The sequence below is a fragment of the Modestobacter sp. SYSU DS0904 genome (assembly GCF_054051115.1).
Window position 1 is genome coordinate 36,335 of sequence record NZ_JBJHAQ010000003.1, and the last position, 25,247, is coordinate 61,581.

Consider the following 25,247-nt stretch of genomic DNA (forward strand, 5'->3'; position numbering starts at 1 on the left):
TCAGCCGAGCGTCTCGGACAGCGTCGGCACGAAGTTCTCCAGCAGGTAGGGCAGGCTCAGCGCGCTGGCGAACTGCAGGGCGTCATAGTCCGCGCCCTCGGCGAAGACCACCCGGCCGTCGGTGACCGTCTCCAGGCCGGAGAGCACCGGGTCGCCCTCGAGGCCGGCCCGCTCGGCGTCCGAGCCGGACTGGAAGACGATCAGGTCCGCCTCCAGCATCCGGGCCTCCTCGCGGCTCACCGTGCCGTAGAACTCGCTGTCCGCGGCGGCGTCCAGGGCGGGGTCGACGGTCATGCCCAGGTCGAGGAAGAACTGGGTGCGGGTGTCCGCCGAGGTGTGGAAGGGGTACTCGCCCTCGTAGGCGGGTCCGGAGAGGGTGACGGTCTTCCCCTCGAACTCGGGGTGCTCGGCGCGGACCTCCTCGAGCTGCGCCTCGACGTCGGCGATCAGCTCCTCGGCCCGCTCCGGCTGCCCCAGCGCCTGCCCGGTGACCCGGGTCTGCTCCTGCCAGGGCGTGCCGAAGGCGGTGTACTCCGCCGGCTGGACGACCGTGGGGGCGATCGCGCTGAACGTCTGGTACTCGTCCTCGGTGAGGCCGGCGGTGACGGCCATGATCAGGTCCGGGTCGAGTGCGGCGACCGCCTCGGGGTCGACCTCGGCGCGGGGCAGGATCTCCACCTCGGCGTCGCCGGCGGCCTCGTCGGCCCAGGGGAAGAACACGTCGTCCTCGGGGCCGAAGGCGTAGCGGACGGCGACCGGGACGACGTCGAAGGCCAGGATCGCGTCCTGCTCGGTGTAGCCGAGGGAGACGACCCGGGTGGGCTCCTCCGGGATCTCGGTGGTGCCGTAGGCGTGCTCGATGGTGACCGGGAAGGCGCTGCTCCCGCTCGACGAGGGTGCCGCGGCGGCATCGTCCTCGGCGTCGGAGCCGCAGCCGGCCAGCAGGGTGACGGGGACGGCGAGGGCCAGGGCGAGTGCCGTGGTCCGGGCCGTGGTTCGGGCCGTGGTTCGGGCCGTGGCGCGGGCTGGGCCCGGCAGCAGCGTGCGTCGCGGGAGCGACCGGGAGCGTGACATGCGCTCTTTCAACATGAGGGCAGCCTTACCTAACCAACTGCCCCACTCCCGCCACCCGAGCCGCGTGGCCGGACGGCGAGTCGCGTCAGCGCACCTGGACCGCCGTGAAGCTGCGTCCACCGTCGGTGGAGTCCCACAGCCCGTCGCCGGTGACCACCGCGACGCGGGGCGGGCCACCACCGGCCGTGGTCACGGTGACCGCGCCGGGCGGCGACCCGAGGCGTTCCCCCCGCTCCCAGGTGCCCCCGGCGTCGGGGCTGAGCCACACCGTGCCGGCCGGGTCGACGCCGGCGACGGTCGCGCCGTCCTCCGCCCAGTCGACCACCTGCAGCAGCGGCGCGTCGGGCACGTCCGTCCACGTGGCGCCACCGTCGGCGGACCGCAGGAGCCCTCGACCGGTGGTGGCCAGCACGGTGCTGCCGGTCGGGGCGGCAGCCAGCGCCGCCGGCTCGTCGGGGATGGTCAGCTGCTCCCAGGCCCGGCCGTCCTCGCTGCGCACCAGCGTCCCGTCCCAGCCGAGGATGCCGGCGTCACCGGCGGTGAGGGCGTGGAAGTCCGACTGCCCCGACCGGGACAGCACCTCCCAGCTCCGGCCGCCGTCGGTGGACTCGATGAGCCCCACCGGCTCGGGGAGGTCCACGCCGGGCCCCGGGTGCCCCGAGGCGAGGTAGCGGTTCCCGGTCACCGCGAACCCCATCAGGTCGATGCCGGGACCGATGGGCGTGTGCCGTCCGTCCGCGCCGACCTCCAGGAGTCCGTCGTGGGTGGCGAGCAGGAAGGTGTCGTCCCCGGGCGCGAAGGCGACCCCGTGGACGTGCGCGGACGGCAGCGCCCCCGCCTCCGCAGCCGGGGTCGCCGCGGCGTCCGACGCCGTCTCCTCGGTGGTGCAGGCGGCGAGCGCGGGGGCGGCGAACACCCCTGCGACGGTCAGCAGTGCAGCGGTACGTCGGGTGGTCGTGCCAGCTCGGTGGGTGGGCGGCGTGCGCATGATCGATCTCCAGCGGTGCAGGGGTGCGGGGCGTCGGCGGGACGGGTGCCGGCGGGGCGGTGGGTCACCGCCCCGCCGGGGTGGATCAGCCGAGCTCGGTCAGCAGGGCCTGCATCTCCGCGATCTCCGCGGCCTGGGTGTCGCGGATGCGCTCGGCCAGCGCGATGGCCTCCGGGTCCTGGCCGCCGGACGCCTCGTGCTCGGCCATCTCGATCGCCCCGCCGTGGTGCGCGATCATCTGGGTGAGGAAGAGCCGGTCGAAGGCAGGCCCCGAGGCGTCGGCGAGCGCCGTCATGTCCTCCGCCGACATCTCGCCCATGGCGCCATGGTCCATCGCGCCCTGGTCGCCCATCGCACCGTGGTGGTCCATCGCACCGTGGTGGTCCATCCCACCCATGTCCCCCTCGGCACCCCAACCGGACAGCCATCGGGTGAACGTGTCGATCTCCGTGGCCTGCGCTGCCCCGATGCGGCTGGCCAGGTCCAGCACGCGCGGGTCGGACGCCCGGCCCGGCGCCAGCTGTGCCATCTCGATGGCGCCCTGGTGGTGCAGGCGCATGCCGGCGGCGAAGGAGACGTCGGTGTCGTTGTGGTCGTCGGCCGCGGAGGCGGCCGGCGGGCCGGCCGGGGAGCCGGCCGACGTGCCGGAACCGGCGGTGTCGCCGCCGCAGCCGGCGAGAGCCAGGGCGCCGGCGAGCAGGGCACCGGCGAGCAGGCCGCCGGGGCGGTGGGACGGGCGTGCGGTGGTGCGGGACATGTCGTGCTCCTCGTGGAGTCGGTTCCAGGCGTGCCGGGACCGCCGCCGGGCCAGCAGGTGCCGGGGCAGGGGCGGTGGTGCCGGTTCGGCCTAGATCCGCAGCAGGCAGAGGGCGGACAGGTCCGGTGGCCGCAGCGGCGCCGCCCACGACCTGACGCGGCCGAGAAACCGCGCGGGGACCGGCACGGCCACCGACCCGAGCCGGTGGGCGAGCAGGACACGCAGGGCAGCGGTGCCCACCGCCAGCACCGCCAGGCACAACGTCCACAGCTGCCCGGTGGGCGACCGGGGGGTGCTCTCGTACCCCGCCACGTCGGGTGCCGTCAGGCCGGCAGCGGGCATCGAGGCGCCCACCGGGTCGTGGCCGGCCTGCGCATGGCCTCCGGTCGAGACGGGGTGGCCGTCGCCGGTGGCACCGGTGGCCGGGACGGCACCGGCGTGCACGCCGGTGCCGTGGCCGAGGTCGTGCGCCGACGCACACTGCAGCCCGTGCATCGCGAAGACGCCTGCCATCACCAGCAGGACCGTCCACAACCGTGCCGCCATGACCACCTCCCCCGGCCCAGTGTGCCCGTCGCGCCCAGCCGCGCCGGACCCCGTCCCGTCGGCTGACGGTCCCCCTGTCGTGGCCCCGGTCCGGGTCCCACCCGGCGGGCGGGCCGGGCAGCGGAGAGGATCAGGGCGTGACCAGCACGCCCGCGAAGCCGACCACCGACGCCTGGGGCATCGACGCCAGCTGGCTCGACGCCCTCGACGAGGAGCACACCGTCTCCCCGGAGACGATCGAACTGATGCGGCAGGTGATCGGCCACCCGCCGACCGACCTGCCCGACCGGGCCCCGATCGTGGCCCGCCCCGGCGACCCGCTGGAGGTCGAGGGCGCGGAGGTCGTCTGCGAGGACGGCGAGGTCCGGCGCATCGACGGCTCGCTGCCCGAGGACTTCCCGCTCGGCTACCACCGGCTGCACACCACCGACGGCCGGGACCGGCGGTTGATCGTCTCCCCGGGGCGCTGCTGGCTGCCCGAGGGCTGGCGCGGCTGGGGCTGGGCGGTGCAGCTGTACGCCACCCGCGGGCGGGACAGCTGGGGCATCGGCGACCTGGGCGACCTGCGCACCGTGCGGGAGTTCGCGCAGGCCCAGGGCGCGGGGTTCGTGCTGGTCAACCCGCTGCACGCGGTCGCCCCGACCGAGGGCCAGGAGGACAGCCCCTACCTGCCGGCCACCCGCCGCTTCCGCAACCCGGTGTACCTGCGCATCGCCGAGGTGCCCGGGATCGACGCGGTCGACGCCGAGCCCGACGCCGGCCGGGCGCTGAACGACGGCGAGCTGATCGACCGCGACGCGATCTGGGCGGTCAAGCGCCGGGTGCTGCAGCGGGTCTTCGACGCCGGGGTCGACGAGGGCCCGTTCCGCGACTGGTGGTGGCACCAGGGCCAGCCGCTGATGGACTGGGCGACCTGGTGCGCGATCGCCGACGAGCACGGGCCGAACTGGCAGACCTGGCCCGCCGAGCTGGTCGACCCCCGCGGCACCGGGGTCGCCGACTTCGCCGCCGGGCACGACCGGCAGATCGCCTTCCACGCCTGGCTGCAGTGGCTGCTCGACGTCCAGCTGCGCGCGGCGACCGAGGGCATCACCGTGATCCAGGACCTGCCCATCGGCGTGGCCGGTGGCGGCGCCGACGCGTGGGCGTGGCAGGACGTGCTCGCCCAGGGCGTGAGCGTGGGCGCCCCGCCGGACGCGTTCAACAGCCAGGGCCAGGACTGGGGCTCCCCGCCGCTGGTGCCCTGGCGGCTGCAGGCCGCCGAGTACGAGCCGTTCATCCAGTCGATCCGGGCGACCATGGCCGGCGCCGGCGGGCTGCGCGTCGACCACGTGATGGGGCTGTTCCGGCTGTGGTGGGTGCCGCAGGAGGGGTCGGCGGCCGAGGGCGCCTACGTCCGCTACCCGCACGAGGACCTGCTCGACATCGTCGCGCTGGAGAGCCACCGCGCGCAGGCGATCGTGGTCGGCGAGGACCTGGGCACCGTCGAGGACGGTGTCCGGGAGGCGATGGCCGAGCACGGCATCCTGTCCTACCGCCTGCTGTGGTTCGAGGAGGAGGAGCCGGCGCAGTGGCCGGCCGAGGCGATGGCCGCGATCAGCACCCACGACCTGCCGACGGTGGCCGGGTTGTGGACCGGGTCGGACCTGGCCGAGCAGCGCGAGCACGGGGTCGGCACCGACGAGGAGCTGGAGCGCGGCCGGGCCTCGCTGCTGGCGCGGCTGGCCACGATCCCGGCCGACGCGAACCCCGAGGAGGCGGTCGAGGCCGCCCACCGGCGGCTGGCGACGGCGCCGTCCACGCTGCTGTCGGCGACGTTGGACGACGCGCTGGCCGTGGAACGCCGGCCGAACATGCCCGGCACCACCGACCGGCCCAACTGGTGCATCCCGCTGCCGGTGCCCACCGAGGAGCTCGCCGGCCACCCGGGCGTGCAGGCAGTGGCCGGCGTCCTGGCCGAGGGGCTGCGCCCGGCGCCGGCGAAGCCGAAGCGGGCCCGCAAGGCGGCAGCGACGAAGGCCCCCGGCGGGAAGGTCCCCGGGAAGGCCAGCGGGAGGAAGAAGAGCTGACCGGGGGCCGGGCCGGGCAGTGTGCCCGGCCCGCCCCCCCGGTGACCGGGTGGCTCAGCTGCGGATGAACTCCAGCAGGTCGGCGTTGATCGTCTCGGCCTGCGTGGTCGGCATGCCGTGCGGGAAGCCCGCGTAGGTCTTCAGCGTGCCGTTGGGGAGCAGCTCGGCCGACAGCGGACCGGAGTCCTCGTACGGCACGACCTGGTCGTCGTCGCCGTGCATGACCAGCACCGGGACGGTGATCTTCTTCAGGTCGTCGGTGAAGTCGGTCTGGGAGAAGGCCACGACGCCGTCGTGGTGGGCCTTGATGCCGCCCGTCATCCCCTGCCGCCACCAGTTCTGGATCAGGCCCTCGATCGGTTCCACGCCGGGCCGGTTGAACCCGTAGAACGGCCCGGCGGGCAGGTCGCGGTAGAACTGCGCCCGGTTGGTGGCGACCTGCTCCTGGATGCCGTCGAAGACGCTCTTGGGCAGCCCGCCGGGGTTGGCCTCGGTCTGCACCATGATCGGCGGCACGGCGGCGATCAGCGCCGCCTTCGCCACCCGGTCCTGCCCGTGGCGGGCCAGGTGGCGGACGACCTCGCCACCGCCGGTGGAGTGGCCGACGTGCACGGCGTCGTGCAGGTCCAGGTGCGCGGTCAGCGCGGCCAGGTCGTCGGCGTAGTGGTCCATGTCGTGCCCGTCGCCGGTCTGGGTCGAACGGCCGTGCCCCCGCCGGTCGTGGGCGATCACGCGGTAGCCCTGCTGCAGGAAGAACATCAGCTGGGCGTCCCAGTCGTCGGACGACAGCGGCCAGCCGTGGCTGAACACGATCGGCTGACCGGTGCCCCAGTCCTTGTAGAAGATCTCGATCCCGGCGTGCTCCAGGACGGGCATGGACGTCTCCTCCGTGGGTGGTGCGGGCGTGTGCGGTGAGGACGCTAGGGACCGCGACGCCCCGCGACTGTGCTGTCGGTGCCCGGTGCTGGTCCCTGCCCGCCACCCGCTGTGCCCGTCACCCGCGACCGGGGTACTTCCCCCGCACCCCGTCCGCGGCGCAGGATGGCCGCGCACCCGGCAGCGTCGCCGACCACCCGCACGGAGAGACGCGATGGTCACGCTCATGGACAGCCGGCAGCTGACCGGCCCCGACGCCGTCCCCGCCGCCGTCGTGGCGCGCCTGCAGACCGGGATGTCGTCCCGAGTGGCGCTCCGCGATCCGGCGGCGCCGGTGCAGGTGCGCCTGGACGCCCGGCAGCTGAGCAGCCTGCCGGTGCCGCGGTCCGACGTCGTCGGTCCGCTCTCGGTCACCCGGCGCGGGACGGCCGCGGTGGCGGACGCGCCGCCGGCCCTGTCGCTGTACCTGCAGGAGCACGGCACCGGCCGGCACGGGCAGGGCGGCCGGCACCGGGAGCTCCCGCCCGGCGCCCTGGCGGTCACCGACCTCACCTCCCCGTACGCCTTCGCCCGGGGCGCGGCCGGGGGCGCGGGCCGGGCCCTGCAGATCCCGGTCGCGCAGCTCGGGCTCCCGGTGGACGTCGTCCGCCGCGCGGCCCCGCACGTGGCGGACAGCCCGCTGTACGACCTGGTCAGGTCGCACGTCGAGCGGGTGACCCGGGAGTCGGAGCAGCTGACCGCGGACCCGGGCTGGCCCGCCGTCGCCGCCGCGACCGCGGAGCTGATCCGGGCGCTGATCGTCTCCACCGCAGCCCCCTCGGCGGCGACCCGCGCGGTGCTGGACGAGACGCTGCTCGCCCGGGTCCGCGCCTGGGTCGCCCGGCACCTGGCCGACCCCGACCTCAGTGCGGCCCGGATCGCGGGCGAGCACGCGATCAGCGTCCGCCAGCTCTACCGGCTGTGCTCGGCGGCCGGAATCAGCCTGGAGCAGGACGTCATCGACCAGCGGTTGGAGGCGGCCCGCCGCGAGCTCGCCGGCCCCGGGGACCGGCCGATCGCCACGGTCGCCCGGTCCTGGGGCTTCGGCGACGCCTCGTTCTTCAGCCGCCGCTTCCGGGCCCGCTTCGGGATGAGCCCCCGGGAGTGGCGGCGGGCCTCCGCCGACGCACCGGGACCGCCGACACCTCCGGCACGGGCCGCCAGGTCGAACACACGTTCGACCGCATGAGACGATCCCCCGGTGGCTGGAGGCATGCACCGGGGGCGGCAGGGTGCCTCGCTGGCCGACCGCGCCGCCTCGTCCGGCGTACCGGCCCGGGCGCCGGAGGCGGACCCGTCCCGACCCGGCGGCGGTGAGCCACCCCGTCCCGGCGGGGGCGGCGCCGGCCGGCACTGCTGGGTGCACGACCCCCCGGGCCACCCCGGACGCTGGCCGGGCCTGCTGGTCGAGTGGCGCCAGCGGGACGACGGCTGGCAGGGCCGGGTGGCCTACACGGTTCCCGGCGCGCACGGCCCGGCGCTGGTCGAGGCGTGGCTCCCGGCCGGGCAGCTGGCCCAGAGCTGACCGCGGCGGTTTGCGGCCGGGGTTCCCTGGGTTACCCCACTCCCCGAGCGGTCCGGACCAGCCGGACGCAGGAGAGCGGAGGACGAGGATGACCAGCCCCAGCGACGAGCCGACGCTCGACGACGTGATGACCCCGACCGAGCCGGCCCCGCGGGACCGCACCGAGCACGCCAAGGACCCGCACCTGTCCGACGAGGTGATGGAGCACCGCACCGAGCTCGAGCGCCAGGCGGTCGGCTCCGACGACGCCGACCCCGCCGGCGCGTACGAGCACAACGCCACCGAGTGAGCCGCTGACCCCGGGGCCCGAGACCCTGGGGCCCCGGGTCAGCTCCCGCCCAGCGACCGGGTGCGGCCCAACACCCGGGTCAGGACCAGGGTGACCAGCAGCGCGACCAGGGCGCAGCCGCCGGCCAGCAGCGCCACCGGCGGCCACCCGCCGTCCTGCCAGGCCCGCCCGGCGAGGGTGCCGCCCACCGACGAGCCGACGTAGTACCAGAACGAGTAGAGCGACGCGGCCTGCCCGACCGGCCGGCCGCCGCGCTGGGCGCGCGCCGCGACCCACCCGTTGGCCACGCCGTGCGCGGCGAAGAAGCCGGTGGTCAGCACGCACACCCCGAGCACCACGCACCACAGCGGCGTCGGCACGGTGAGCGCGATGCCCACGCCCATCAGCGCCACGGCCCCCGGCAGCACCACCCGCCGGCCGTGCCGGTCGGCGAGCCAGCCGGCCGCCGGGGAGCTGGCCGAACCGAGCAGGTAGGCCAGGAACACCAGCCCGGCGACCGCCGGGGACAGCGAGTACGGCGCCGACTCCAGCCGGAACGTGCCGGCGTTGTAGACGGCGACGAAGCCGCCCATCAGCAGCGCCGCCACCAGGTAGAGCGCCAGCAGCGCCGGGTCGGTGAACGCTGCGGTCAGCTGCCGGACCAGCCGCCCCTCCCGGCGCAGCGGCACGAAGCGCCGGGACGGCGGGAGCAGCAAGCGGACGGCGACCGCGCACCCCACCGCCAGCACCGCGACCCCCGCCAGCGCCGCCCGCCAGCCGCCGAGCTCGGTGAGCACCCCGGTGAGCAGCCGGCCGGAGAGCCCGCCGATCGCGGTGCCGCTGACGTACAGCCCGATGGCCCGGCCGCTGACCGAGGTGTGCAGCTCCTCCCGCAGGTAGGCGACGGCGACCGCGGGCAGCCCGGCCAGCGCGAACCCCTGCAGGCCGCGCAGCACGAGCAGCGCCCACCACCCCGGCGCGAGCGCGGTGAGCACCGCGAGCACCGCGGTGGCGGCCAGGCTGGCGTGCAGCACCGGCGTGCGGCCGCGCCGGTCGGACACCGGGCCGAGCACCAGCAGGCCGACCGCGAGGGCGGCGGTGCTCACCGAGATGGCCAACGTCGAGGAGACCGGCGAGACGCCCAGCGCGCGGGTCAGCTCCGGCAGCAGCGCCTGCGGCGCGTAGAGGGTGGCGAAGACCGCCAGCCCGGCCAGGAAGACCGCGACCGCAGCGCGGCGGAAGCCCGGCTCACCGACCCGGTGGCCGGCCCACTGCTCCCCCGTCGCCGTCACGGTGCCGAGCCTGCCGGTGTGAGCGCCGGCACCCCGCGCCGGGTCAGCCGGCCTGCTCGGCCACCAGCTCGGCCGCCAGTTCGGCCAGGGCCTCCCGGGCCACCGCGGCGTCGTCGAAGGGCACCGGGTCGCCGTCGTCGGTCATCGTCGTCTCGTGCCCCCGGCCGACCACCAGCACGACGTCGGCCCGCCCGGCGGCCTGCACGGCGGCGGTGATCGCCTCCCGGCGGTCCAGCACGGTCCGCACGACGGCGGTCCCGCCGAGGAGCCCCACCCGCAGCTCCGCGACGATCGCCTGCGGGCTCTCGCCGTGGCTGCCCTCGTTGGTCAGCCAGACCTCGTCGGCGGCCCGCGCCGAGACGCCGAGCCCCTGCCGCTTGTACCGGTCCCGGCGGCCGCGGGCACCGAGCACGAGGTGCACCCGGCCGCCGGGCCGGCACAGCCCCCGGGCGGTCTGCAGCGCGGCGGCCAGCGCCCCGGGCGTGTGCGCGTAGTCGACGACGACCAGCGGCCCCTCGGCGCCGCGCAGCAGCGTGTTGCGCCCGGCGGGCGGCGCGGTCCCGGCGATCCCGGCGGCGATCGCCGCGGGGTCCAGCCCCAGGGAGCGGCCGGTCGCCCAGGCCTCGGCGATGTTGCCCACGTGCACCTGCCCGACCAGCGGGGAGCGCACCCGATGCAGGCCCGCGTCGTCGGCGACCAGCAACGTCGTGCCCTCGGTCCCGGTCCGCCACCGGAGGACCCGGACGTCGGCGGCCACCTCGGCGGTGGTCGCGACGCGGGTCACCGGCACCTCGGCCTGGTCGGCGAGCCGGCGTCCCCACGGGCCGTCGACCACCACCACCGCGCTGTCGGCGCGGTCCGGGCGGAACAGCAGCGCCTTGCTGGCCCAGTACTGCTCGAGGGTGCCGTGGTGGTCGAGGTGGTCCTCCTCGAAGCCGGTGAAGACGGCGACCTGGACCTGCACGCCGTCGACCCGGCCCACGTCCAGCGCGATCGAGGAGGCCTCGACCACGGCGCTGGTGGCGCCCTCGTCGCGCATCCAGCGCAGCAGCGCGTGCAGCTCCGGTGCCTCCGGGGTGGTCAGCCGCGTGCCGCGCTGCCGGTCCCCGACGCGCGCACCCAGGGTGGTGACGACGCCGGCGCACTCCCCGGCCTCGGCGAGCACCCCCCGCACCAGGGTGCTCGTCGTGGTCTTGCCGTTGCTGCCGGTGACCCCGATCAGCCGGAGCTCGTCGGCCGGGTCGCCGGCCAGCAGCGCTCCCAGCGGACCGAGCAGCGGACGCACCGCGGGCACCACCAGCTGGGGCAGGTCCACCGGCAGCGGGTGCTCGACGAGCAGGGCCGCGGCGCCGGCGTCCCGGACCGCAGCCGCGAACCGGTGACCGTCGCTGCGGGCGCCGCGGACGCAGGCGAACAGCGCGGCCGGGGTGACCGCCCGGGAGTCGGTGACCAGCCGGTGCAGCGGCAGGTCGTCCGGCCCGCCGGAGCGGTGGACCGGTCCTCCGGCCAGACCGCGGGCACGGTGCTCGACGGCGGACCAGGGGACCACGGGGAGCGGCACGACCGGAACGCTAGGCGGAACCGGCGGGAACGGCAGCGCGACATCCGGTCGCCCACCACCGACCCGGTCCGGGCAGCGCTCCGCAGCCCCGGCTGGTTGGCTCCCCCCATGCCCCGCCTCAGCGCCCCGGAGGTCGCCGCGTGGCTGCTGAAGAGCAGCCGGCCGGCCGACGCCGTCGCGCCGGACTGGACGCCGGGTGCGCCGGTGACCGTCGACCGGTGCGTGCGCCGGTCCTACCGGCTGAGCCTGCTGCGCCCCGGGCAGCCGTGCGTGCTCTGGATCAGCGGCCGGGACCACCCGGGGGTGCACGCCCTCGGCACGGTGGCGGGCCACCCGGTCGAGGACCCCGAGCGCGGGCCCGTGGTGCGGGTCCGGTGGCGGCGGCTGACCGAGCCGGTGGACCGGGCCGAGCTGGTCGCCGATCCGGCGTTCGCCGCGGCCGAGGTGGTGCGGATGCCGGCCGGGAGCAACCCGTCGTGGCTGTCGGCCGACCAGTACGCCGCCGTCCTGGCCCGGGTCGCCCCTCGGGACGGGCCGGACTGACGGACCGGGCGGGCGCGGCGGGCCGTCCTGCACGCCGCACAGGACGGGCTGGGACGATGGCTCCTCGTGACGGACAGTCGGTACCGCTGGGGCGGGGTGGCCTGGGTGCTCACCCTGCAGTTCTTCGTCGTCGAGGCGATCGCCGCGGCCCGCTACGGCGGGTACTCCTACTCCCGGGACGTGATCAGCGACCTGGGCGCCGGCGACTCCCCCGCCCGGCTGCTGATGAACGGCTCGTTCGTCGCCCAGGGGCTGCTGATCATCGCCGGCGCCGTCCTGCTGGGCCCGGGGCTGGCCGGGCTCGGCGGCCGGCTGGCCCGGGCACTGCTGGGCATCGCCGGGCTGGGGGTGCTGCTCGTCGGGCTGTTCCCCGCCGACTCGGTGACGGCGGCGCACGAGGTCGCGGCGGCCGCGCACTTCCTCGGTGGCGGCATCGGGCTGATCGCGCTGGCCTACGGGGTGCGGCCCCGGTCCGAGGGCCTGGGCACCGCGCTGGCCGTGCTCGGCCTGCTCGGCGTCATCGGCACCATCTTCTTCGGCGCCGCGGTCTTCCTGGGCCTCGGTGAGGGCGGGATGGAGCGGGTCGCGGCCTACGTGGTGCCGATCGGGCTCGCCGTGGCCGGGATCGCGCTGTGGCGGCAGAAGGACGGCTGGTGGCAGCTGACCAACGCCGACGGCTCGCCGTCCCGCCGTCAGCTGCGGGAGGACGCGCGGCTGGCGCGCGCCCAGCAGGCGGCCGAGCGCGACGCCGCCCTGGAGGCCGCGGCACAGCGGGGCGCGCAGCCGTCCACCGGCCAGGCGCCCGCGCCGACGGCGGGGGCGACCGCCGCCGGGCAGGCCGGCGACGACGAGCCCGACGACTTCGACCCCGAGGACCCCTGGGCGCCCCGCCGCTGACCCGCGTCAGCGGCAGCAGGCGTCGGCGCCCTCGGGGGTCAGTGCGGCCAGCGTGGCCAGGGCCTTCACCGGACCGGCGAGCGCCTCGCAGCACAGCGCGTAGACGTTGCTGCGCCCCCTCGGCGTGATCGTCACCAGCCCCTGCTCGCGCAGCGGCGCCAGGTGGTGGCTGACCAGCGTCTGGCTCATCCCGGCGGCGTCGGTGAGCTCCCGGACCGTGCGGGGGCCCTCGGCCAGCAGCAGCAGCAGGTGCAGCCGGTTCGGGTCGCCGAGCGCCTTCAGCTGCGGCGCGAGCAGGCGGGCGCGGTCGGCGGGGGAGGCCAGCTCGTCGACGTCGAGAAGGCGCACGTCCAGGTCCTGCGGCATGCCCGGAAGTGTGCCACACACAGCTTGTTGTCAACAGCGTTCACTGTTAATGTCCCGTCTCGTTGGTGATGGACGACGCGACGAGAGGACGGCGCCGTGGCGGCGACCCGCACGCACGACCTGCCCGTGGTGGTCATCGGAGCCGGCCCGGTCGGGCTGGCCGCCGCGGCACACCTGCTGGAACGAGGCCTGGAGCCGCTGGTGCTGGAGGCCGGCGCGCAGGTCGGTGCCGCGGTGCGGGCCTGGGGGCACGTGCGGCTGTTCTCGCCGTGGGAGTACGACGTCGACGACGCCGCCGTCCGGCTGCTCGAGCCGACCGGCTGGGAGTCCCCGGCCCGCACCGCCCTGCCCACCGGCGCGGAGCTGGTCGAGCGGTACCTGGCACCACTCGCCGCGACCCCGCAGCTGGCCGGCCGGGTCCGCACCGGCACCCGGGTGGTCGCGGTGAGCCGGGTCGGGCTGGACAAGACCCGCGGCATCGGCCGCGAGGGCCGGGCCTACCTGGTGCGGACCGTCGCCGACGGCCGGGTGCAGGACCTCACCGCGCGGGCGGTCATCGACGCCTCCGGCACCTGGGGGCAGCCGAACCCGCTGGGCGCCGCGGGGCTCCCCGCGATCGGCGAGGAGCGGGCCGGTGAGTGGCTGGTCGGGCCGCTGCCCGACGTCCTCGGCCGGGACCGGGCCCGCTTCGCCGGCAGGCACAGCCTGGTGGTCGGCATGGGTCACTCGGCGGCCAACACCCTGCTCGCCCTCGTCGAGCTCCAGCGCAGCGAGCCGGGCACGGCCATCAGCTGGGCGATCCGTGGCCGCTCCCCCGCCCGGCTCTACGGCGGCGGGGACGCCGACGGCCTGCCCGCCCGCGGCCTGCTCGGGTCCACGCTGAAGGCCGCCGTCCAGGCCGGGCACGTCACCCTGCACCGCGAGGTCACGCTGACCGGTCTGACCCCCACCGGGGACTGGCGGCTCCGGGTGACCGGCACCGGCCGGGACGGCGCCCCGCTGGACCTGCGCGTCGACGCGCTGGCCGCCGCCACCGGGTTCCGGCCCGACCTGGGCATGCTGCGCGAGGTCCGGCTCGACCTGGACCCGGCGCTCGAGGCGCCGGTCCGGCTGGCCCCGCTGATCGACCCCGACTCCCACTCCTGCGGCACGGTGCCCCCGCACGGGCACCGCGACCTCGCCCATCCCGACGAGGGGCTGTACCTGGTCGGGATGAAGTCCTACGGCCGCGCGCCGACGTTCCTGCTGGCCACCGGCCACGAGCAGGTGCGCTCGATCGCCGCGGCGCTGGCCGGGGACACCGCAGCCGCCGACTCGGTGCAGCTGCACCTGCCCGCCACCGGCGTGTGCAGCACCGACCTCGGCGCCCGGGAGGCCGCCGAGACCGCGGGCGTCGGGTTCGCCACCGGCAGCGCGCACGGGCGGTCGGCGGAGCAGCCGGAGCCGGCGGGCTGCTGCGCCCCGGCGGTCCAGCCGGTGCCCTGACCCGACGGACGTTCCCCGGTGCTTGGATGGCCGTGTGTCCAGTGACGACGACGTCCCGCGCATCGCCAGCGCCGGCCGCGAGATCGCGGCCGGGGCCGAGCAGGTCTTCGAACTCATCGCCGACCCGGCTCAGCAACCCCGGTGGGACGGCAACGACAACCTCGCCGCGGCGGCGCCGGGGCAGCGGGTCCGGGCCGTCGGCGAGGTGTTCAGCACGACGCTCACCACCGGCGCCGTCCGGGAGAACCACGTCGTCGAGTTCGACGAGGGCCGGCGCATCGCCTGGCGACCGGCGGAACCCGGGCAGGAGCCGCCGGGGCACCTGTGGCGGTGGGAGGTGCGGGCGATCGACCCCACGCGCACGCAGGTCACCCACACCTACGACTGGACCCAGCTGACCGACGAGAACCGGGTGCGCCGCGCGCGGGGGACCACGCCCGACCAGCTCGGCGCATCCCTCGACCGCCTCGCCGACATCGCCGAGCGCGAACGGCGGTGACGGTCGCCCGCTCCCTCGTGCTGTTCGCCCTGGCCGCCGTCGCCGAGATCGGCGGGGCCTGGCTGATCTGGCAGGGGGTCCGGGAGCACCGCGGCTGGGTGTGGATCGGCGCGGGGGTCCTCGCGCTGGGGGCCTACGGGTTCGTCGCGACCCTGCAGCCCGATGCGAACTTCGGCCGGATCCTGGCCGCGTACGGCGGGGTGTTCGTCGCCGGCAGCCTGGCCTGGGGCATGGTCGCCGACGGCTTCCGGCCCGACCGCTACGACGTCCTCGGGGCGGCCGTCTGCCTGCTCGGGGTGGCGATCATCATGTACGCCCCCCGGGCGGGGTGACGCCGCCCGACCCTCACCGGCCGGTCGGCACCTGCAGCTCGCCGAGCAGGCCGCGGATGCGCGTCTCGATCTCGTCGCGGATGGGGCGCACCGCCTCGACGCCCTTGCCGGCCGGGTCGGTCAGGGCCCAGTCCAGGTAGCGCTTGCCGGGGAAGATCGGACAGGCGTCCCCGCAGCCCATGGTGATCACCACGTCGGAGGCCTCGACGGCGTCGGTGGTGAGCACCTTGGGGCGCTGGTCGGAGATGTCGATGCCGACCTCGGCCATCGCCGCGACGGCGGCGGGGTTGACCTGGTCGCCGGGCACCGAGCCGGCCGATCGCACCTCGACGGCGTCGCCGGCCAGGTGCCGCAGCCAGCCGGCGGCCATCTGGGAACGGCCGGCGTTGTGCACGCAGACGAACAGCACGCTGGGACGGTCGCTCACGGGGTTCTCCTCGGTCGTGGGGTTGGTCAAGCCGGGATGCATCAGGCCAGCGCCGCAGTTGGGGCGACGGTGACCGGGGGACGGTGTTCCCGGCTCCATGCCTGGGCGGCCAGTTGCACGGCGTCCCAGGGTGAGCCCAGCGGCGGGGTGTAGGCCAGGTCCAGGTCGGCCAGGGCGTCCACGGTCATGCCGGAGAAGAGCGCGGTGGCGTAGACGTCGGCACGCCGGGCGACCTCGCTGCCGAGCCGGCCGACCAGCTGCGCGCCGAGCAGTCGGCCGGTGCCGGCGTCGGCGGTGACCCGGATCGTGAGGGGCTGCGCGCCGGGGTAGTACGCCTTGTGGTCGTCGGTCGTGCTCTGGGTGGTGACCGGCCGGAAGCCGGCGGCGGTCGCCTCGTGCTCGAGCAGGCCGGTGCGGGCGGCCACCAGGTCGAAGACCTTGACCACCTGGGTGCCGAGGCTGCCGGCGAACCGCGCGCGCCCGCCGACGGCGTTGGCGCCGGCGACGCGGCCCTGCTTGTGCGCCGTGGTGCCCAGTGGCAGCCAGGTGGTGCCCATCAGCCGGTGGTGGGTGACCACGCAGTCGCCGGCCGCCCGCACGTGCGGCAGGCCGGTGGCCATGGTGTCGTCGACGACCACGGCTCCCCCGGCGCCGGTGCGCGCCCCGGCGTCGACCAGCAGCTGCACGTCGGGCCGGACGCCGGCGACGACCAGCACCAGGTCGAAGGCGCGCTCCGGCCGGCCGGTGGCGGTGACGGCGATCCGGGCGTCGTCGGTGCGGACCAGGCCGGTGACCGCGGTGCCGGTGAGCACCTCCACGCCGTGCGCCGCCATCTCCGCCCGCACCAGCGCGCCGAGCTCGGCGTCGACGGTGGCCAGCACCTCGGCGGGGCGCTGGGCCACGGTGGTGGCGATGCCCCGGGCGACGAACGCCTCGGCCATCTCCAGGCCGATGTACCCGGCGCCCACGATCAGCGCGTCGCGCACCGGGCGGTCGGCGAGGCCGGCCATCAGGGCGTGCATGTCACCGATGGTGTGCAGCAGGTGCACGCCGTCGGCCGGCCCCAGCCCGTCCGGGCCGCCGAGCCCGGTGATCTCGGGGACCGCCGGCCGGGCGCCGGTGCCCACCACGAGCTCGTCGTAGCCCAGCGGCTCGGTGCTGCCGTCCGGGTTCCGCACCTCGATGCGCTGCCCGGTCACGTCGATGCCGGTGGCCCGGGTGTCGAGCCGCAGGGTCAGCCCGGCGGCCGCCAGGTCGGCGGCGGTGCGGTGCGCCAGCGACTGCCAGGGCTGCACCTCGCCGGAGACGTGGTACGGGATCCCGCAGATCGAGTAGTTGGGGTACGCGTCCGCGACCACGAGGGTGACGTCCGCCGTCGGGTCGAGCTCGCGGGCGCGGAGCCCCGCGGAGATGCCGGCGTCGCTGCCGCCGACGACGACCAGGCGACGGCTCATGCGCCCAGCTCGGCGAGCAGCCCCCGCGCGCGGGTCTCGACGTCCACGGCGGCGGGACGGTCGGTCCGGGTCATCGGGATGCTCCCTCGTCGAGGCGAGCCGGCACGGTCGGGTCTCCGGGGAACCAGCGCCGGGCGGCCCAGAGCGAGACGTAGACCAGCCCGACGAGCACCGGCACCTCGATCAGCGGGCCGACGACGCCGGCCAGCGCCTGACCGGAGGTGACCCCGAAGGTGCCGATCGCCACCGCGATGGCGAGCTCGAAGTTGTTGCCGGCGGCGGTGAAGGCCAGGGTCGCGGTCTTGGCGTAGCCCAGCCGCAGCCGCATGCCGAGCAGGAACGACCCGCCGAACATCAGCGCGAAGTAGGCCAGCAGCGGCAGCGCGATCCGGGCGACGTCCCACGGGTTGGAGGTGATCGCGTCGCCCTGGAGCGCGAAGAGCATGACGATGGTGAACAGCAGGCCGTAGAGGGCGACCGGGCCGATCTTCGGCAGGAACCGGCCCTCGTACCAGTCGCGGCCCTTGGTGCGCTCGCCGATCGTGCGGGTGAGGAAGCCGGCGACCAGCGGGATGCCGAGGAAGACCAGCACCGAGAGCGCGATCGCCCAGAAGCTGAAGTCGGCCGACGTCGTGGACAACCCCAGCCAACCGGGCAGCACCTGCAGGTAGAACCAGCCCAGCGCGGCGAAGGCGACGATCTGGAAGACCGAGTTGATCGCCACCAGCACGGCGCCCGCCTCGCGGTCACCGCAGGACAGGTCGTTCCAGATGAGCACCATCGCGATGCAGCGGGCCAGGCCCACGATGATCAGCCCGGTGCGGTACTCGGGCAGGTCGGGCAGCAGCAGCCAGGCCAGCGCGAACATCAGCGCCGGGCCGACCAGCCAGTTGAGCGCCAGCGAGGCGCCGAGGAGCTTCCGGTCGCCGGTCACCCGGTCCAGCTCCGTGTACCGGACCTTGGCCAGCACCGGGTACATCATCAGCAGCAGCCCGATGGCGATCGGCAGGCTCACCTCGCCGATCCGGACGGCGTCGAGCGCGTCGTCCAGCCCGGGGACCAGCCGGCCGAGCAGCAGCCCGGCGACCATGGCCAGGATGATCCACACCGGGAGGAACCGGTCCAGCGTGGACAACCGGGCCAGCACCGGGGTCTCGAGATCGGTGTGCGGACGCGGGGTCTCCGCGGCGAGATCGCTCATCGGGCGGGTGCTCCTCCCCGCCGCAGCGCGACGGATCGACGACGGTCTATCCGTGGGGGGACTCTGCCCCAAGGGATCGACAGACGTCAATGCGGGCGCGACACTGGCCGGGTGAACACCCGCGGAACGCCGGGCTCGCTGACCCTCGCCGTGCTGGACGACGGCCCCGGCTGCGCGCCGACCGGCCTGGACGGGGCGCTGGACGCCGACCGGGCCGGCGAGCTGGCCCGCACGCTGAAGGCACTGGCCGACCCGGCCCGGCTGCGGGTGCTGTCCCTGGTCGCCGCCGGCGCGGGCCGCGAGGTGTGCGTCTGCGACCTGACCGAGCCGCTGGGCCTGTCCCAGCCGACGGTCTCCCACCACCTCAAGGTGCTGGTCGACGCCGGCTTCCTGGCCCGGGACAAGCGCGGGGTGTGGGCGTACTACTCGCTCGTGCCCGGCGCGATGGACGCGGTGGTGGCCGCGCTGCCCGGCGTCGGCGACCGCGCACCGGTGATCTGACTCAACCCAGCACGCTGCCGCCGCGCACCACCACCCGCGGTGCCGCATGCCGGGCCAGCAGGTCGACCGTGCGGGTGGCGTCGTGCACCAGCAGGTCGGCCGGGCCGCCCATCCGCAGGCCGTAGCCCGACGACCCGTGGTCCGACAGCCCGAGCACGCGCGCGGCCGACGTCGTCACCAGGTCGACGAGGACCTCCTGCTGGGAGCCGGTGCGCATGTCGAGCAGGTGCGCGGCGAGGAACGCGACCTCCAGCAGGCTGTGCCGGCCGAAGGGGTAGTAGGCGTCCTCGATGTCGTCCTGGCCCAGCGCCACCGCCACCCCCATCGCGACCGCGCGCTCGACCGGCAGCGCGACCGACCCGGTGTGCGGATCGCTGACCAGCCCGAGCCCGACCTCCCGGGCCAGCTCGAGCACCGCCGTCTGCCGGTCGGCGTCGTAGTGCCCCAGGGCGCGGGCGTGACAGGCCACGCCCCGCCCGCGGAGACCGTGCCGGTCCATCGCCTCGGCCAGCATCCGGGTGGTGTCGAGGCGCGGATCGGGTGCGTCGTCGGTCAGCATCGCCACCCGCCGGCCCTGCCGGGCCGCCAGCCGGCACGCCCACTCGACGTGCGCGGCCTGATCGGCCGGCGTCGCCTCGACCCACGGGATGCCACCGACGACGTCGGCCCCGGCGGCCAGCGCCTCCTCGACCAGGTCCGCGGCCCCGGGGTCACGGAGCACGCCGTCCTGCGGGAACGCGACGACCGAGACGTCCACCCGGCCGCGGAACTCCTCCCGGGCGGCGAGCACCGCCTGCACCCCGATCAGGCCGGCCGCGGTGTCGACGTCGGCGAACGCCTGCACGTGCAGCACGCCGTGCCGCTCGCCGTCGGCCAGCGCCTGCCGGACCGCGGGCAGCAGCCGCTCGACCGAGTACTGCTCCTTCACCGCGCGCGCCAGGTCGATGCCCCGGGCCGACTCCGCCATCCCGTCGGCCGTGTAGGCCTCCAGCGCGGCATCACCGATCCAGGGCAGGGTGCGCACCTTGTCCAGGTGCAGGTGCGCGTCGACGAACGGCTCGGTGACCAGCCCACCACCGGCGTCCACCACCTCGGCACCGTCCGGGCGGGCGAGCTCACCGGCGGGTGGCAGCGCGGTGACCACCCCGTCGGCGCAGTGCACGTCGACGACGGCGCCGCTGCGCAGCCGCGCGTCGGTGACGACCAGGGACACGGGACCGGTGCTCATCCACGCAGTGGTAGCAGGCGCAGGTGTCGGCGACGTTCCCGGCGTCAGCCGCTGGTGGCCGTCTCCTGCGGCACCGGCACCGGACGGCGCACCCGGCCGCGCCGGCGGGAGACCCCGACCCCGGCCAGGCAGACCGCGCCACCGATCACCGCGAGCACGGGCGGCACCTCGTCGAGCAGCAGCCAGCCCATCAGCACCACCAGGGGCGGCACCAGGTACGTGGTCACGCTCAGCCGGCCGGCGTCCATCCGGGAGAGCGCGTAGGCCCAGGTGCTGAACGCGAGCGCCGTCGGCACCGCACCGAGGTAGACCATCCCCGCGACCGAGGACGCCGGGGCGGCGCCCAGGTCGGTGACGAGGGCCCCCGCCCAGGGCAGGCAGCAGACCGCGCCGATGGCGCAGGCGGTCCAGGTGACCTGCAGCCCCGGCAGGCGGCGCAGCAGCGGCTTCTGGGCCACCACGCCCCCGGCGTAGGTGACCGCGGCGACCAGGCAGAGCAGCACGCCGGCCAGGTCGGCACCGGATTCCCGGGTGGCCAGGCCGATGAGCAGCACCCCGACGAAGGCGACGGCGAGCCCGATCATCAGCCAGCGCGGGAACCCCTCGCCCAGCAGCACCCCCGCGAGCAGCGCGATCAGCAGCGGGCCGATGTTGACCAGCATCGCCGTCGTCCCGGCGTCCAGGTGCTGCTCGGCCGCGTTGAGCGCCACGTTGTAGATGCCGAACCAGCCGATGCCGCAGACCAGCAGCAGCCGCCACTCCCCCGGCGTCGGCGCCACCCAGCCGCGGCGCACCAGCAGCAGGCCGAGGACGGCGGCGCCGACCAGCAGCCGGCCCAGCGCCAGCGCACCGGGTGAGAGGTCCTCCCCGACCGCGCGGATCCCGATGAAGGCCGAGGCCCAGGCGAGCACGGTGACGGCGACGGCGAGCAGTACCAGCGGGCGTTGAGGAGCGGACACGGACCCGACGCTAGGGCGCCGCACCGACGATCACCGGCGGTTTCCGGCCGTGGCACCCGCGTTGGCCGTCCCGCCCCGGACGATGGCCGGATCAGTGCGGTCGGACGCCGGTCCCGGGCTCCGGGTGGTCGGCCAGGAACCGCTCCGCGCGACGCGCCTCCCGGTGCATCAACCCCGCCACGACCAGGAGCACCACCGTCGCGACTGCGGTGAAGGCCACGGTGGACGGGGTCGGGGCGCCGATCGCGCGCCCCAGCTGCTGCACGACGACCCCGACGAGGAGCAGCAGCTGGTGCCGCTGCAGCACGAACTGCCGCGCCACCTCCCGGGCCAGCGGCAGCCGGGCCGGCTCCACGTCCGCCCGTCCCCGCACCTGCGCCCGCAGCGCGCGCCGCTGCGCCCGGCTCAGCACGGCGGTCGGCTGCGGCTGCCACCACGCAGCTCGGAACAGCCCGGCCCGCCACGCGATGAACCCGTAACCGATCATCACCGCCAGGCCGGCGCCCTGGACGACGAGGCCGGCCGCCTCCCAGCCACCGGACGGGCCGGGGTCGGGCAGCAGCGCCTCGGGGAACAGCAGCGCCAGGAGCACTGCCCCGGCCAGCAGCAGCACCGTGGAGGCCAGCACCCACGACCAGGTGAGCAGCCGGGAGCGCCGAAGCCGTTGCCGCGCCGCGGTGCTCGGCGTCCGCTGCAGCACCGACATCGCCTCCGCCCAGCGGAGTTCGTCGTCGGTGTCCGCGGGTCCGGTGCGCGGCGGGGTGGAGTCCACGGCGGGCAGCGTGCCGCAGATGATCATGGGCTACCAGTCGGCGGACTGCGGCAGGATCCGGGCATGAGCGAGTCCCGGCACCTCGGCGTGCACATCGACCGGCCGGCCGCGGAGGTCTACCGGTGGGCCCGCGAACCGGCGCACCTGCCGCAGTGGGCGGCCGGGCTGGCGGCGGGCATCCGGTGCGACGCCGGCGAGTGGGTGGCCGAGTCACCCATGGGCCGCGTCGTCGTCCGGTTCGCGCCGGAGAACCCGTACGGCGTGCTCGACCACGACGTGGTCCTGCCCGACGGCACGACGGTGACCAACCCGCTGCGGGTGCTGCCCGACGCCGACGGCTGCGAGGTGGTCTTCACCTTGCGCCGCCGGCCGGCGATGGACGACGCCGCGTTCGAGGCCGACGCCGCGGCGGTCACCGCCGACCTCGCCACGCTCAAGCGGGTGCTGGAACGCGGGTGAGGGTCAGCGCTGCTGGTCGGTGGGGCGCACGAGCACCTCGTTGACCGCCACGTGGGCGGGCTGGGTGACCAGGTAGAGCACCGCGCGGGCGATGTCCTCCGGGTCCAGCGTGCGCATGCCCTGCGCCATCTCCTGCGACTGCCGTCGCGCGGCCTCCTGGGTGATGTGGCTGGACAGCTCGGTGGCGACGGCGCCGGGCTCGACCAGGCCGATCCGCACCCCGCGCTGGGTCACCTCCTGGCGCAGCGACTCGCTGAAGGCGTTCACCGCCCACTTGCTGGCGTTGTAGACCCCGGCCCCCAGCCGGGCCGTGCGGCCGGCGACGCTGGACACGTTCACCACGTCACCGGACCCCTGCTCGACCATGCCCTCGATGGCGGCGTGCGTCATGTACATCAGCCCGAGGACGTTGGTGTGCAGCATGCGCCGCCAGTCCTCGGGGTCCGCGCCGACGATCGTGCCAAGCAGCATCACCCCGGCGTTGTTCACCAGGACGTCGAGCCCGCCCAGCTCCGCCCGGGTGCGCTCGACCGCCGTCCGGCACTGCTGCTCGTCGGTGACGTCCAGGTCGAGGGTGAGCACCCCGCCACCGCCGGCCCGGATCCGCTCCGCCAGGTCATCGAGCCGATCGCGGCGCCGGGCGCCGATCGCCACGGCGGCCCCGGCGTCGGCCAGCGCGACCGCCGTCGCCTCGCCGATCCCCGACGACGCCCCGGTGACCAGGGCGACCTTCCCCTCCAGCGGGCGGGCGGACTCGGTCATGCGTGCCTCCTCGTGGCCGCCGGGCGCGGCCTCGCCGAGCCCTGTGCCCCGCTGCGGCCTCCGGCACGCGTGGTCGTTGCGCCCCGCACCGCTCAGCGCGCGAACGGCCCGGACAGCGCCGCCCACTGCAGCAGCAGGATGGTCTTGGCGTCGACGATGCCGGTGCCGATCTGCGCCAGCGCCTCGTCGAACCCGAGCTCGACGACCTCGATGTCCTCGCCCTCCTCGGCCAGCCCGCCACCGGCGTCGGTGCGGGTGCCGGAGCCGTAGGGGCCGGCGAAGAAGTGCAGCCGCTCGGTGACCGAGCCGGGGCTCATGAAGACGTCGAACACGTGGGTGAGCTCACCGACCCGGTGGCCGGTCTCCTCCTCGGCCTCGCGCCGGACGGCGGTGACCGGGTCGTCGTCGTCCAGCAGCCCGGCCGCGGTCTCCAGCAGCAGCCCGTCCGGGTGGCCGTTGACGTAGGCGGGGAAGCGGAACTGCCGGGTGAGCAGCACGGTGCGGCGCTCGACGTCGTGGAGCAGCACGGTGGCCCCGTTGCCGCGGTCGTAGGTCTCCCGGGTCTCGGTGGTCCAGTGCCCGTTCCGGTGCCGCTGGTCGAAGGTGGTCTTGCGCAGCACGTACCAGTCGCTGGACAGCAGCTGGACCTCGCGCACGCGGATCGCGTCGTTGCCGGTCAGGTCGCGGCCCACCCGGTCCAGGCCGGTGCGGCCGCGCCGGTCGGGGGTGTCGATGCCCGCGGTCATGGCGCTCCTCTGCTCAGCTGGCGGACGTGCCACCGGCCCGGCCCCGTCGCCGGGGTCGGGCCGGTGCGCACCGGGTCAGCGGGTGCGGTTGATCCGGTCGACGTCGGACGGGTCGGCGCCGCCCGGGTCGTTCGCGTGACTGCCGGAGGCGCCCAGCGCCGGACCGGTGCCGTCGGAGAAGCCGCCCTCCTGGTACAGCGCGGCCTTCATCTCCGCCGGGGCGAGCGCCCGGGCGACATGCCAGCCGAGCACCGCGACGATCGTGCCCAGCGCGATGCCACCGATGGAGTACGACTCGCTGAAGCGCAGCTGGACGTCGCCGATGCCGATGATGATCCCGGCGGCCAGCGGCACCAGGTTGATCGGGTTGGCGAAGTCGACCCGGTTCTCCTTCCAGATCTTGGCGCCGAGCAGGCCGATCATCCCGTAGAGCACGACGGTGATCCCGCCGAGCACCGCGGCCGGGGTGGCGTTGACCAGGGCACCGAACTTCGGCACCAGGCCGAGCAGGATCGCCACCAGGGCGGCGACGTAGTAGGCCGCGGTCGAGTAGACCCGGGTGGCGGCCATGACGCCGATGTTCTCCGCGTACGTGGTGGTCGGCGAGCCACCGACCGAGGTGGCGACCACGGTGGCGGCGCCGTCGGCGAAGACCGCCCGGCCGAGTACCGGGTCCAGGTCGCGCTTGGTCATCTCGCCGACCGCCTTGACGTGGCCGGCGTTCTCCGCGACCAGCGCGATCACCGCGGGGAGCACCAGCAGCGCGAAGTTCACCGAGAACGACGGCGCGGTGAGCTCGGGGAGGCCGAACCAGGATGCGTCGCCGATCCCGCTGAGGTCGACCCGGTCGTGCGCCGTCCCGACGCCCGCCTCGTCGTAGGTGACCGCCTGGGAGAAGGTGTCCAGCAGCAGCGAGAGCAGGTAGCCGAACACCAGGCCGAGCAGGATCGAGATCCGGGCCCAGAACCCGCGCAGCGCCAGCGAGACCACGATGACGAACGCCATGGTGGCCAGCGCCACCCACTGGTCCTGCGGCCAGTACAGGCCCGCGGCGACCGGTGCGAGGTTGAAGCCGATCAGCAGCACGACCGCGCCGGTCACCGCCGGCGGCAGCACCTTGTTGACCGCGACCACGCCGGCCCGCTGGATGAGCAGGCCGACCAGCGCGAGCACGATGCCGGAGACCAGGATCGCGCCGACGACGTCGGAGCTGTCGCCACCCTGGGCCCGCACCGCGGCCACGCCGCCGACGAACGCGGCGCTGGTGCCCAGGTAGGAGGGCACCTTCCCCTGCACGATGAGCAGGAAGATGATCGTCGCGATCCCGCTCATCATGATCGCGAGGTTGGCGTCCAGCCCCATGATCAGCGGGAAGACGAAGGTGGCCCCGAACATCGCCACCACGTGCTGTGCGCCGATCCCGACGGTGAGCGGCCAGGACAGCCGCTCGTCGGGCGCCACCGCCTCACCCAGTGCCGGGGCCTTGCCGTCCCCGTGCAGCTTCCAGCCCAACGCCATCGGTCCTCCTCGATCCACCCGCCGAGCGAAGTAGCTCAGCGCTGAGGGATCGCACAGTGGCAGACACCCGGGCCTTGCACCAGCCCCCCGTGGTCACGTTCCC

General features: G+C 75.5%; 28 protein-coding genes. 11 read left to right on the forward strand and 17 right to left on the reverse strand.

From position 1 onward, the window contains the following. From ACI79U_RS02635 to ACI79U_RS02650, 4 genes are all read right to left on the reverse strand, one after another. A complete protein-coding gene (locus tag ACI79U_RS02635; RefSeq protein ID WP_457065072.1) occupies positions 1-1,074 on the reverse strand; it encodes an iron-siderophore ABC transporter substrate-binding protein in 1,074 nt (357 codons plus the stop codon). A gap of 85 nt (positions 1,075-1,159) precedes the next feature. After that, a complete protein-coding gene (locus ACI79U_RS02640) occupies positions 1,160-1,990 on the reverse strand; it encodes a F510_1955 family glycosylhydrolase (RefSeq protein WP_457065070.1) in 831 nt (276 codons plus the stop codon). A 157-nt stretch (positions 1,991-2,147) separates the two neighbouring features. Further along, positions 2,148-2,819 (reverse strand): DUF305 domain-containing protein, encoded by a 672-nt coding sequence (locus ACI79U_RS02645; RefSeq protein WP_457065068.1) that lies wholly within the window; start codon positions 2,817-2,819, stop codon positions 2,148-2,150. Positions 2,820-2,909: 90 nt separating this feature from the next. After that, positions 2,910-3,365 (reverse strand): hypothetical protein, encoded by a 456-nt coding sequence (locus tag ACI79U_RS02650; protein WP_457065066.1) that lies wholly within the window; start codon positions 3,363-3,365, stop codon positions 2,910-2,912. A gap of 137 nt (positions 3,366-3,502) precedes the next feature. Here ACI79U_RS02650 and malQ point away from each other — a divergent pair, with 137 nt between their 5' ends. Further along, positions 3,503-5,434: a 4-alpha-glucanotransferase gene (gene malQ / locus ACI79U_RS02655; protein WP_457065064.1), complete on the forward strand. Its 1,932-nt coding sequence runs from the start codon at positions 3,503-3,505 to the stop codon at positions 5,432-5,434. A 54-nt stretch (positions 5,435-5,488) separates the two neighbouring features. On the opposite strand, the gene ACI79U_RS02660 is transcribed toward malQ, so the two are convergent. Further along, a complete protein-coding gene (locus ACI79U_RS02660; RefSeq protein WP_457065062.1) occupies positions 5,489-6,310 on the reverse strand; it encodes an alpha/beta fold hydrolase in 822 nt (273 codons plus the stop codon). A gap of 214 nt (positions 6,311-6,524) precedes the next feature. On the opposite strand from ACI79U_RS02660, the gene ACI79U_RS02665 reads away from it, so the two are divergent. The 3 genes from ACI79U_RS02665 (at position 6,525) to ACI79U_RS02675 (ending at position 8,163) form a co-directional block, all read left to right on the forward strand. Continuing rightward, complete coding sequence (locus ACI79U_RS02665; RefSeq protein WP_457065059.1) at positions 6,525-7,538, forward strand: helix-turn-helix domain-containing protein; 1,014 nt, start codon at positions 6,525-6,527, stop codon at positions 7,536-7,538. A gap of 12 nt (positions 7,539-7,550) precedes the next feature. Then, complete coding sequence (locus ACI79U_RS02670; protein WP_457065057.1) at positions 7,551-7,874, forward strand: hypothetical protein; 324 nt, start codon at positions 7,551-7,553, stop codon at positions 7,872-7,874. An 88-nt stretch (positions 7,875-7,962) separates the two neighbouring features. Further along, complete coding sequence (locus ACI79U_RS02675) at positions 7,963-8,163, forward strand: hypothetical protein (protein WP_457065055.1); 201 nt, start codon at positions 7,963-7,965, stop codon at positions 8,161-8,163. Between the two features lie 38 nt (positions 8,164-8,201). Here the strand turns inward: ACI79U_RS02675 and ACI79U_RS02680 are convergent, their stop codons facing one another. Together ACI79U_RS02680 and ACI79U_RS02685 are read right to left on the reverse strand one after the other, a co-directional pair. Continuing rightward, positions 8,202-9,434 carry an MFS transporter gene (locus ACI79U_RS02680; protein WP_457065053.1) on the reverse strand — a complete coding sequence of 411 codons (1,233 nt, stop codon included), beginning with the start codon at positions 9,432-9,434 and terminating at the stop codon, positions 8,202-8,204. Positions 9,435-9,477: 43 nt separating this feature from the next. Continuing rightward, positions 9,478-10,995: a Mur ligase family protein gene (locus ACI79U_RS02685; protein WP_457065051.1), complete on the reverse strand. Its 1,518-nt coding sequence runs from the start codon at positions 10,993-10,995 to the stop codon at positions 9,478-9,480. A gap of 108 nt (positions 10,996-11,103) precedes the next feature. On the opposite strand from ACI79U_RS02685, the gene ACI79U_RS02690 reads away from it, so the two are divergent. Continuing rightward, positions 11,104-11,538, forward strand: a complete 435-nt coding sequence (locus tag ACI79U_RS02690; RefSeq protein WP_457065049.1) for a hypothetical protein — start codon at positions 11,104-11,106, stop codon at positions 11,536-11,538. Positions 11,539-11,604: 66 nt separating this feature from the next. Further along, on the forward strand, positions 11,605-12,435 hold the full coding sequence (locus ACI79U_RS02695; protein WP_457065047.1) for a DUF998 domain-containing protein: 831 nt from the start codon (positions 11,605-11,607) through the stop codon (positions 12,433-12,435). Between the two features lie 6 nt (positions 12,436-12,441). On the opposite strand, the gene ACI79U_RS02700 is transcribed toward ACI79U_RS02695, so the two are convergent. Further along, positions 12,442-12,801 carry an ArsR/SmtB family transcription factor gene (locus ACI79U_RS02700; RefSeq protein WP_457065045.1) on the reverse strand — a complete coding sequence of 120 codons (360 nt, stop codon included), beginning with the start codon at positions 12,799-12,801 and terminating at the stop codon, positions 12,442-12,444. 96 nt (positions 12,802-12,897) lie between these two features. Here ACI79U_RS02700 and ACI79U_RS02705 point away from each other — a divergent pair, with 96 nt between their 5' ends. From ACI79U_RS02705 to ACI79U_RS02715, 3 genes are read left to right on the forward strand one after another with little or no spacing between them, the layout of a single operon-like run. Beyond that, a complete protein-coding gene (locus tag ACI79U_RS02705) occupies positions 12,898-14,286 on the forward strand; it encodes an FAD-dependent oxidoreductase (protein WP_457065043.1) in 1,389 nt (462 codons plus the stop codon). A gap of 34 nt (positions 14,287-14,320) precedes the next feature. Further along, entirely contained in the window at positions 14,321-14,785 is a 465-nt protein-coding gene (locus ACI79U_RS02710; RefSeq protein ID WP_457065040.1) for an SRPBCC family protein, read from the forward strand. After that, complete coding sequence (locus ACI79U_RS02715; protein ID WP_457065038.1) at positions 14,782-15,117, forward strand: YnfA family protein; 336 nt, start codon at positions 14,782-14,784, stop codon at positions 15,115-15,117. The genes ACI79U_RS02710 and ACI79U_RS02715 overlap by 4 nt, the downstream gene beginning before the upstream one ends. 13 nt (positions 15,118-15,130) lie before the next feature. On the opposite strand, the gene ACI79U_RS02720 is transcribed toward ACI79U_RS02715, so the two are convergent. From ACI79U_RS02720 to arsB, 3 genes are all read right to left on the reverse strand, one after another. Further along, entirely contained in the window at positions 15,131-15,544 is a 414-nt protein-coding gene (locus ACI79U_RS02720; RefSeq protein WP_457065036.1) for an arsenate reductase ArsC, read from the reverse strand. A 41-nt stretch (positions 15,545-15,585) separates the two neighbouring features. Continuing rightward, complete coding sequence (locus tag ACI79U_RS02725) at positions 15,586-16,998, reverse strand: FAD-dependent oxidoreductase (RefSeq protein ID WP_457065034.1); 1,413 nt, start codon at positions 16,996-16,998, stop codon at positions 15,586-15,588. A 70-nt stretch (positions 16,999-17,068) separates the two neighbouring features. Next, positions 17,069-18,199: an ACR3 family arsenite efflux transporter gene (gene arsB, locus ACI79U_RS02730; RefSeq protein ID WP_457065032.1), complete on the reverse strand. Its 1,131-nt coding sequence runs from the start codon at positions 18,197-18,199 to the stop codon at positions 17,069-17,071. Positions 18,200-18,310: 111 nt separating this feature from the next. On the opposite strand from arsB, the gene ACI79U_RS02735 reads away from it, so the two are divergent. Further along, positions 18,311-18,700 carry an ArsR/SmtB family transcription factor gene (locus tag ACI79U_RS02735; RefSeq protein ID WP_457065030.1) on the forward strand — a complete coding sequence of 130 codons (390 nt, stop codon included), beginning with the start codon at positions 18,311-18,313 and terminating at the stop codon, positions 18,698-18,700. A 1-nt stretch (position 18,701) separates the two neighbouring features. Here the strand turns inward: ACI79U_RS02735 and ACI79U_RS02740 are convergent, their stop codons facing one another. The 3 genes from ACI79U_RS02740 to ACI79U_RS02750 form a co-directional block, all read right to left on the reverse strand. After that, positions 18,702-19,928, reverse strand: coding sequence for an amidohydrolase family protein (locus ACI79U_RS02740; RefSeq protein ID WP_457065028.1), 1,227 nt, complete (start codon positions 19,926-19,928; stop codon positions 18,702-18,704). A gap of 44 nt (positions 19,929-19,972) precedes the next feature. Further along, on the reverse strand, positions 19,973-20,887 hold the full coding sequence (locus tag ACI79U_RS02745) for a DMT family transporter (RefSeq protein WP_457065026.1): 915 nt from the start codon (positions 20,885-20,887) through the stop codon (positions 19,973-19,975). A gap of 91 nt (positions 20,888-20,978) precedes the next feature. Beyond that, positions 20,979-21,659, reverse strand: a complete 681-nt coding sequence (locus ACI79U_RS02750; protein ID WP_457065024.1) for a hypothetical protein — start codon at positions 21,657-21,659, stop codon at positions 20,979-20,981. Between the two features lie 63 nt (positions 21,660-21,722). On the opposite strand from ACI79U_RS02750, the gene ACI79U_RS02755 reads away from it, so the two are divergent. Continuing rightward, on the forward strand, positions 21,723-22,118 hold the full coding sequence (locus tag ACI79U_RS02755) for an SRPBCC family protein (protein ID WP_457065022.1): 396 nt from the start codon (positions 21,723-21,725) through the stop codon (positions 22,116-22,118). A 3-nt stretch (positions 22,119-22,121) separates the two neighbouring features. On the opposite strand, the gene ACI79U_RS02760 is transcribed toward ACI79U_RS02755, so the two are convergent. The 3 genes from ACI79U_RS02760 to ACI79U_RS02770 all read right to left on the reverse strand — a co-directional run bounded on the left by ACI79U_RS02760 (position 22,122) and on the right by ACI79U_RS02770 (position 25,144). Further along, a complete protein-coding gene (locus ACI79U_RS02760) occupies positions 22,122-22,880 on the reverse strand; it encodes an SDR family NAD(P)-dependent oxidoreductase (RefSeq protein ID WP_457065020.1) in 759 nt (252 codons plus the stop codon). Positions 22,881-22,972: 92 nt separating this feature from the next. Further along, a complete protein-coding gene (locus tag ACI79U_RS02765; protein ID WP_457065018.1) occupies positions 22,973-23,626 on the reverse strand; it encodes an NUDIX domain-containing protein in 654 nt (217 codons plus the stop codon). Positions 23,627-23,701: 75 nt separating this feature from the next. Further along, complete coding sequence (locus ACI79U_RS02770; RefSeq protein ID WP_457065016.1) at positions 23,702-25,144, reverse strand: uracil-xanthine permease family protein; 1,443 nt, start codon at positions 25,142-25,144, stop codon at positions 23,702-23,704. Positions 25,145-25,247 lie beyond the last annotated feature (103 nt).

What these genes read in the sequence shown, in the direction of transcription:
- ACI79U_RS02635 (WP_457065072.1), bottom strand. Translation starts at nt 1,074, where the DNA reads ATGTCACGCTCCCGGTCGCTCCCGCGACGCACGCTGCTGCCGGGCCCA.
- ACI79U_RS02645 (WP_457065068.1), bottom strand. Translation starts at nt 2,819, where the DNA reads ATGTCCCGCACCACCGCACGCCCGTCCCACCGCCCCGGCGGCCTGCTC.
- ACI79U_RS02650 (WP_457065066.1), bottom strand. Translation starts at nt 3,365, where the DNA reads ATGGCGGCACGGTTGTGGACGGTCCTGCTGGTGATGGCAGGCGTCTTC.
- ACI79U_RS02660 (WP_457065062.1), bottom strand. Translation starts at nt 6,310, where the DNA reads ATGCCCGTCCTGGAGCACGCCGGGATCGAGATCTTCTACAAGGACTGG.
- ACI79U_RS02665 (WP_457065059.1), top strand. Translation starts at nt 6,525, where the DNA reads ATGGTCACGCTCATGGACAGCCGGCAGCTGACCGGCCCCGACGCCGTC.
- ACI79U_RS02675 (WP_457065055.1), top strand. Translation starts at nt 7,963, where the DNA reads ATGACCAGCCCCAGCGACGAGCCGACGCTCGACGACGTGATGACCCCG.
- ACI79U_RS02690 (WP_457065049.1), top strand. Translation starts at nt 11,104, where the DNA reads ATGCCCCGCCTCAGCGCCCCGGAGGTCGCCGCGTGGCTGCTGAAGAGC.
- ACI79U_RS02700 (WP_457065045.1), bottom strand. Translation starts at nt 12,801, where the DNA reads ATGCCGCAGGACCTGGACGTGCGCCTTCTCGACGTCGACGAGCTGGCC.
- ACI79U_RS02725 (WP_457065034.1), bottom strand. Translation starts at nt 16,998, where the DNA reads ATGAGCCGTCGCCTGGTCGTCGTCGGCGGCAGCGACGCCGGCATCTCC.
- arsB (WP_457065032.1), bottom strand. Translation starts at nt 18,199, where the DNA reads ATGAGCGATCTCGCCGCGGAGACCCCGCGTCCGCACACCGATCTCGAG.
- ACI79U_RS02740 (WP_457065028.1), bottom strand. Translation starts at nt 19,928, where the DNA reads ATGAGCACCGGTCCCGTGTCCCTGGTCGTCACCGACGCGCGGCTGCGC.
- ACI79U_RS02755 (WP_457065022.1), top strand. Translation starts at nt 21,723, where the DNA reads ATGAGCGAGTCCCGGCACCTCGGCGTGCACATCGACCGGCCGGCCGCG.
- ACI79U_RS02760 (WP_457065020.1), bottom strand. Translation starts at nt 22,880, where the DNA reads ATGACCGAGTCCGCCCGCCCGCTGGAGGGGAAGGTCGCCCTGGTCACC.
- ACI79U_RS02765 (WP_457065018.1), bottom strand. Translation starts at nt 23,626, where the DNA reads ATGACCGCGGGCATCGACACCCCCGACCGGCGCGGCCGCACCGGCCTG.
- ACI79U_RS02770 (WP_457065016.1), bottom strand. Translation starts at nt 25,144, where the DNA reads ATGGCGTTGGGCTGGAAGCTGCACGGGGACGGCAAGGCCCCGGCACTG.